We start from the raw sequence: 6,522 nt of genomic DNA, 5'->3' as shown, positions 1-6,522 counted from the left end.
CGACACCGACGGTGACGGGCTGGTGTTCCGCACCGCCGGCGGCCTGGTGCCCGACCCGGCCTGACGAATTCCCGCCCACGGTCGGGAGGCGGTCTCCTCCGGTCCCCTCCCGACCAGTGGGAAATAGCAGTACTGCTCTATTTTCGAATAGTCCTTCTCAGGAATTGACGCGTGCATTTAACCTGCAAATTCGCACAGCCTTGAGCTGTACATTCCTTGACACGGGTGTCGCAGGGTAATCGATAAGGTTTCGGGCGCGGCGTCAGCCGTGATCATCACATGAATGCGGCCACAGTTCGGGGGGCTGGGCACATGCATGACACGGGGCAATCGATCGGTATCGGGATACTCGGGCCGGTCATCCTGGACGTTCCGGGTGGCTGGCACGGGGCACTACCGCCCCAGCAGCGGAAGGTTCTGGCCGTTCTCACGGTCAACCGCGGGGTGTCGCTGTCGGGCGAACAGATCGTCCGGCACGTATGGGGAGACAGCGCGCCGGACAGCGCCATGCAGATGGTGCGAAACCAGATTCGCGGACTGCGGCTGCTGGGCCGCCGCGGCGGGCGCGAATTCGTGCAGCGCGGACAGGTCGGTTATCGGCTCGCGGGCGGCGTGGCCGTCGACGCGGAACGGTTCCGGGCACTGGTGCGCGAGGGGCGGGCCCTGCACGCCGCCGGACGGCAGGCCGAGGCGGTGGGCGTTCTCGAACGCGCGCGGGCCATCTGGCGCTGCGGCGACGCGCTCGCCGACGTGCGCGACGTGGCCGAACTGCGCGTCGAGGCGATCGGGCTGGAAGAACTGCGGTTCCAGGCCGAGGAACTGATCGTCGACAGCCACCTCGCGCTGGACCGGCCCGAGGAGGCGCTGCCGATCCTGCGGGCGATGACGGTGCTGCACCCGTTCCGGGAGCCGGCGTGGCTGCGGCTCATGGCCGCTCAGGCGCTGGCCGGACGGCGGGTCGAGGCATCCGTCGACACCTACCGGCAGGCCCGGCTGCACCTGGTGGAGCACAGCGGGCTCGACGCGCCGCTGCTGGCCGAGGTGCACCGGGCGCTGCTGCGCGGCGCGCACGGTCGCGAACTGCTGACGATGGTCAACGGTTCGCGCCGGCGACCGTCGGCTTGACGTCACCCGGATCCGGGGAACGGCTGAAATGCCCGCCGCCCTCGCGACATGTACGGGATGTGTCGCCCACCATCGAGGAACGGAAGCGGGTCGCCGCCGTGGCTGACGGACGGACGGCCCGCTTCGAGGCGCTCTACGCCGCCACGTTCGACCGGATACTCGGCTACGCCGTGCGCCGCTGCGACTCCGCGGAGGACGCGGCCGACGTGGTCGCCGAGACGTTCGCCATCGCGTGGCGCCGGATCGACGCCGTGCCGTCCGGCGAGGCGGCCCGGCTGTGGCTGTACGTGGTGGCCCGCAACGTGTTGGCGAACCACCGGCGCGGGCAGGTGCGCCGGCACACGCTCGCCCGTGCGGTCGCCGACCAGGTGCGCGGTCGCTACGCGCCGGCCGCCGACGAGAGCGTCGAGGCACAGGCCGTGCGGACGGCGTTCGACCGGATGTCGGAGGAGGACCGGGAGGTGCTCGCGCTCGTCGCGTGGGAGGGCCTCGACGCCGGCGGCGTCGCCACGGTGCTGGGGTGCTCCCGCAACGCGGCCCGGATCCGCATCCACCGCGCGCGGCGACGCCTGCGACACCACCTTGCCGCCGATTCGCCCGCGATCCCGGGAGGAGCGCGATGACCGACAACGACGTGGACCGGCTCGCCCGGGTCCGGGACGACGACCTCGCCGGGACGCACGCCGGCCCGGCCGCCGCCGCGCTCCGCACCGCGATCATCGCCGGGGAGCTCACCGCGGCCGGGCCACGGACGCCCGCGTGGCGCCGCGCGGCGGACGCGTGGCGCGGCGAGCCGAAAGGCCTTGCGGCGCAAGGGAAACGCGGCGTCACGCGGCGGCTGGCGCTCGCGGCGGCCGTCGTCGTCGCGGTCACCGGCACCGCCGTCCTCGGCCCCAGCCTCGTCGAGGACGGGACCGGACCGGCCACCTCCTACGCGGACTCCACGATCGAGATCACCCGGGAGAACGGGGATCTCGTCGCGCGCATCAAGGATCCGCTCGCCGACCGGCAGCGCTACGCGGACGCGTTCAAAGCCGTCGGCAAGAACGTCGAGATCGTCCTGGTGCCCGTCCCGCCCGCGATGGTCGGGGACCTCATCAACACGCAGGGTCACAGCGGGCGCGTCTCCAGCGACCTCGAACCGATCGACGGGAACCCGGTCGACTGCCGCTCGGTGCCGGCCGCCTGCATGCTCGTGATCCGCGTGCCGATCGACGGCGACGCCTCGGTGACGTACACGTTCGGCCGCCCGGCGCGCCCCGGCGAGACGGTCGCCGTACCCGACGACGGGCCGGCCCGCGACGCGCCGCCGGACGCCCACAGCACGGCCGGCGGCTGACGTGAACGACTACGCAGCGCTACTTACCGTCGGCTGCCACGACGGCTTACGGCAGCGGTCGATGCTCTTCCCGAGGCGGAACGGCCGGCCCGGTGGGACGGATCGTCCGGCCTCGCACGGGAGATGCGGATCCGGGTCGACCGGCCCGGAGCGCACCACCACACGGGAGGAGCGTCGCATGTCGACAGCAATCACCACGCGCAGGCCCGCCCTGCGCCGGCGGGTCGGCTCTGCCGTCACCGCGGTCGGGCTGATGCTCGGCCTCAGTGTCGCCGGGGTCATGGCCGCCAGCCCGGCCCAGGCGTACTGCAAGTACAGCTACCTGAGCGTCGGTTCGGCCTACGCCGAGGCCTACGCCCAGACGGCCGACTGCAGCTGGCAGAGCCGTTCGTACGCACGGCACGGCTCGCTCGTCAGCGGTTGGACCGCCTGGGCGACCGTCTCGTCGCACGCGTTCGCCGACCAGGGCACCGCCTCCTCGGCGTACGCGGAGAACCAGTTCCGGTAGGCCGACCGACCCCTCACCTCGCGTCGTGGCGTCCCGCGCAACCGGGGCGCCACGGCCCGACAACCCGACGGGAGCAACCCGATGCAGTTGCGCCGCACCGCGGGCCTGATCCTGGCCCTCGTCTCGATGACCGTCCTCGCCACCGCCGTCACCGGCTGCGGCGCCGAGCCGACCCCCAAGAGCCAGACGGGCGAACGCCTTCCGCCGCTGGCCGACCAGTTCAAGAGGGCGCGCGGCCAGGCCAAGTCGGACTTCGAACGCGACGTGTGGGACCGCGCGATCAAGACGGGAAAGATCGATCCGGCCGACTACGAGGAGACGCACAGCAGGTACCGGCGGTGTGCGGAGGACGCCGGCTACCGCGAGACGTACACCCGGACCCCGGCCGGCCTCTACCGGGTCGACCCGCCGGTCGGCCTGGACGAGGACAAGACGGCGTTCGACACGTACATGAAGGCCACCGAGGACTGCGCCGACAGCTCCGGACTCATGCGCGTCGAGGCGCTCTACAACACCCAGATCAGCAACCCGGACCTGCTCGCCGACCCGAAGGCGCTGGTGGTGCAGTGCCTCAAGAAGGCCGGTCTGGTGCAGGCGGACTACACGCCGGAGAAGTTCGACGCGTTCATGAAGAGCAACTTCACCACCGGCGACTTCGACCCGATGCACGAGGAGGCGCAGAAGTGCTTCGCCGGCTCCGGCATGGCGATCAACGCGCCCCAGGGCAACGGCAACGAACCGGGCCAGAACCCGGATCCGGTGGAGAACGGCAAGTAGGTGGGACGGTTCGTACGGACCACGGTGGCGGCCGTGACGGGGATGACCCTGGTGGGGCTCGCCGCGGCGACGGTCGTGCTGCTGCGCCCCGCGCCGGCGCCGGCGGAGCTGCGCGCCTCGGCCGACGCCACCGCGGCCCCGGTCGGTCACGAGGAGTTCGCCGACGAGCGGACGGTGAAGGTCGCGTTCCGGCGCGCGGCCGCGCCGCCGCTCACGGTGGCCGTGACCGGCCGGGTCACCGAGACCGGGTGCGCGGTGGGCAAGGCGATCGAGTCCGGCAAGGTCGTCGCCCGGGTCGACGGCAAGCCGGTGCTCGCCCTGGCCACCTCCGTCCCGCTCTACCGCGACCTCCGCCTCGCCGATGTGGGAACGGACGTGCGCGCGCTGCAGCAGGAGCTCCGCCGCCTCGGCTACCGGCCGGAGCGCTCGGGCACCTACGGCGCGAGCACGGTGCAGGCGGTCAAGGCGTTGCAGAAAGCCGCCGGCGTCAAGGATCCCGACGGGGCGCTGGTCGCATCGCAGGTGCTGTGGCTGCCCGCGCCGTCGGTGCTGCCCGACACCTGCGAACTGGTGCTGGGCGCCTACCTCGCCGGACCGGCGCAGGTGTTCGCGAAGGTGGCCGCCACGCTGACCGCGATCGTCGTCGAGGCGATGCCGCCGGGGGCCGTCGCGGGGGAGCGCACCATCCGCATGGCGGGCGTCACCGGACCGCTGGGCGCCGACGGCACCGCCACCGACCCGGAACTGCTCGCCAAGGTCTCCGCCTCCGCGGAGTACCGCGCCGCGCTCACCACGGAGAAGCCGCTGGACGTCACCGCCGTGGTGAGCCTCAAGGAACGGCTGAAGACGGTGAAGGTGCCGCCGGGTGCGCTGTTCGCGGTCGACGGCGACAAGGGCTGTGTGCAGTCGGGTGCCGCGACGTACCCGGTGCGGATCGTCAGTTCACGGCTGGGGGCCGCGCTCGTGGTGCCCGTCGGGGAGCCCTTCGACTCGGTGAACCTGGGGGCCTCCATCACGGCGGCGTCATGCTGAAGACCGTGCGCGGGATCGGGCTGGGGCACCGCTTCTCCGGCACCGCCGACCTCTTCACCGGCCTCGACTTCGAACTGCAGCCCGGGCAGGTGGTGGGGCTGTGCGGGCCGTCCGGCTCGGGCAAGTCCACGCTGCTGTCGATCCTCGCGACGTGGGTCGTCCCGAGCACCGGCCGCGTCGAGCGGATCGGGATCGCCCGGACCGGCTGGGTGTTCCAGAACCCGTTCGGGGTGCGCGGGCGCACGGCTATCGACCACGTGTGCCTGCCGCTGCTGGCGCGCGGGCTGTCGCGGCGTGCGGCGCTGGCCCGGGCGGGCGAGGCGCTGGAGCGCTTCGACCTGGCCCGGGTGGCGCGGCAGCCGTTCCGCGAACTCTCCGGCGGGGAGGCGCAGCGGCTCATGCTGGCCCGCGCGGTGTGTTCCGCGCCGGACCTGCTGCTCGTGGACGAGCCCACCGCCCAGTTGGACATGGCGACGGCGGCCACCGTCAACGCCACCCTCGGCGCCGTGGCGCAGGACGGCACGATCGTCGTGATCGCCACGCACGACCCGCACACCCGGGCCGCCTGCACCGACGTCATCGACCTGGCGACCGTGGCCGCATGATTGCCGGAGCGAAGCGCAGGCGGTCATGCGGCAGGTTCTTCGCCGTTTCCGTTGGAGGGGCAGAGTGAGGGCGCGGGTCATCCTCTCCGAGGCGGGGCGCAACGTGCTGAGCGGCACCACCCGGGCCGGGCTGCTCGGCGTCTTCCTCGCGCTGGTCTGCGCCGGGCTGGCGGTGGTCGACGCCCGTTCGATCATCGACCTGCGGCAGGCGGCCGCGGCGTACGTGGCCTCCGGCGCCTCGGTGCGTGTGCTCAAGGCCCCGGACGGCACCGACGGCGCCGCCTGCGAACGCCTCGGCACGCTGCCCGGGGTCCGCGCGGCGGGCGCGATCCGGGAGACCGACGCCGTCGTCCTGCGCACGATGATCGCCAACCCGCTGCCGGCGTACGCCGTCACGCCCGGGCTCGTCACAGTGCTCGGCGGCGCCGGCTCCGCCGACGCGGGCGCCTGGATCCCCCGCACGCTCGCCGCCGCCCTGGGCGTCACACCCGGCCAGGAGGTGCCCACCACCACCGGGACGATGCGCATCGCCGGCGTCTACGACTATCCCGACGACGGCCGCGACAGCCGGCTGAGCCACGCGGCCCTGATCCCGCAGCCGCCGACGGGCCGCTTCGACGAGTGCTGGGCGGACGTCTGGCCCACCTCCCCGCAACGCGAACACCTGCTGTACTCGGCGATCCGGGTCGACACCGACAGCACCGACCCGGTGGCCGTCGGCCAGCTCAACAACAGCCTGGGCAAGCGGTTCGACGGCGTCACCGCGTTCGACGAACGCCCCACCCGGTGGGCGCTGCCCGGGTGTGTGCTGGCCGGCCTCCTCGTCGGCTTCGCCGCCGTCCGCATGCGCCGCCTCGAACTGGCAGCCGCCCTGCACCTCGGCGAGACCCGCCGCGCGCTGCTGCTGACCCTGCTGATCGAGACGCTGCTGTGGGCGTCGGGCGCGTTCGTGCTGTCGGCGTTCGCGCTCGCCTGCGCGGTGCTGCCCGGCAACACCGGGGATCCGCTGGCCGTGTACGCGATCGATGTACGCGGGCCGCTCGCCGCGCTGCCGGCCGCCGCCGCCGGGACCGCGCTGGCGCTGTGCACCGTGCGGGAGGCGCATCTGTTCCGCTACTTCAAGAACCGGTGAGGGG

8 protein-coding genes are annotated in these 6,522 nt (G+C 72.9%); all 8 read left to right on the top strand.

The window, feature by feature from the left end; genetic code table 11:
• Nucleotides 1–312: 312 nt before the first annotated feature.
• The gene (locus tag Val02_RS26530; protein ID WP_203901930.1) at nt 313–1,125 is read left to right on the top strand and encodes an AfsR/SARP family transcriptional regulator; all 813 of its coding nucleotides are present in this window, start codon (nt 313–315) and stop codon (nt 1,123–1,125) included.
• 98 nt (nt 1,126–1,223) lie between these two features.
• Nucleotides 1,224–1,748 (top strand): RNA polymerase sigma factor, encoded by a 525-nt coding sequence (locus Val02_RS26525; protein ID WP_203901929.1) that lies wholly within the window; start codon nt 1,224–1,226, stop codon nt 1,746–1,748.
• On the top strand, nt 1,745–2,464 hold the full coding sequence (locus tag Val02_RS26520; RefSeq protein WP_203901928.1) for a hypothetical protein: 720 nt from the start codon (nt 1,745–1,747) through the stop codon (nt 2,462–2,464). Before Val02_RS26525 ends, Val02_RS26520 begins: the two co-directional genes overlap by 4 nt.
• Nucleotides 2,465–2,642: 178 nt before the next feature.
• Nucleotides 2,643–2,972 (top strand): hypothetical protein, encoded by a 330-nt coding sequence (locus Val02_RS26515; protein WP_203901927.1) that lies wholly within the window; start codon nt 2,643–2,645, stop codon nt 2,970–2,972.
• A gap of 81 nt (nt 2,973–3,053) precedes the next feature.
• Nucleotides 3,054–3,749: a hypothetical protein gene (locus Val02_RS26510; protein ID WP_203901926.1), complete on the top strand. Its 696-nt coding sequence runs from the start codon at nt 3,054–3,056 to the stop codon at nt 3,747–3,749.
• Nucleotides 3,750–3,791: 42 nt separating this feature from the next.
• Nucleotides 3,792–4,781, top strand: a complete 990-nt coding sequence (locus Val02_RS26505; protein ID WP_239153339.1) for a peptidoglycan-binding domain-containing protein — start codon at nt 3,792–3,794, stop codon at nt 4,779–4,781.
• Complete coding sequence (locus tag Val02_RS26500; protein ID WP_203901924.1) at nt 4,775–5,386, top strand: ATP-binding cassette domain-containing protein; 612 nt, start codon at nt 4,775–4,777, stop codon at nt 5,384–5,386. Before Val02_RS26505 ends, Val02_RS26500 begins: the two co-directional genes overlap by 7 nt.
• A gap of 64 nt (nt 5,387–5,450) precedes the next feature.
• Nucleotides 5,451–6,518, top strand: a complete 1,068-nt coding sequence (locus Val02_RS26495) for a hypothetical protein (protein WP_203901923.1) — start codon at nt 5,451–5,453, stop codon at nt 6,516–6,518.
• Nucleotides 6,519–6,522 lie beyond the last annotated feature (4 nt).

Source organism: Virgisporangium aliadipatigenens (assembly GCF_016863615.1).
In the GTDB taxonomy this organism is placed as follows: domain Bacteria; phylum Actinomycetota; class Actinomycetes; order Mycobacteriales; family Micromonosporaceae; genus Virgisporangium; species Virgisporangium aliadipatigenens.
This window is presented reverse-complemented; position numbering and strand designations above follow the sequence as displayed.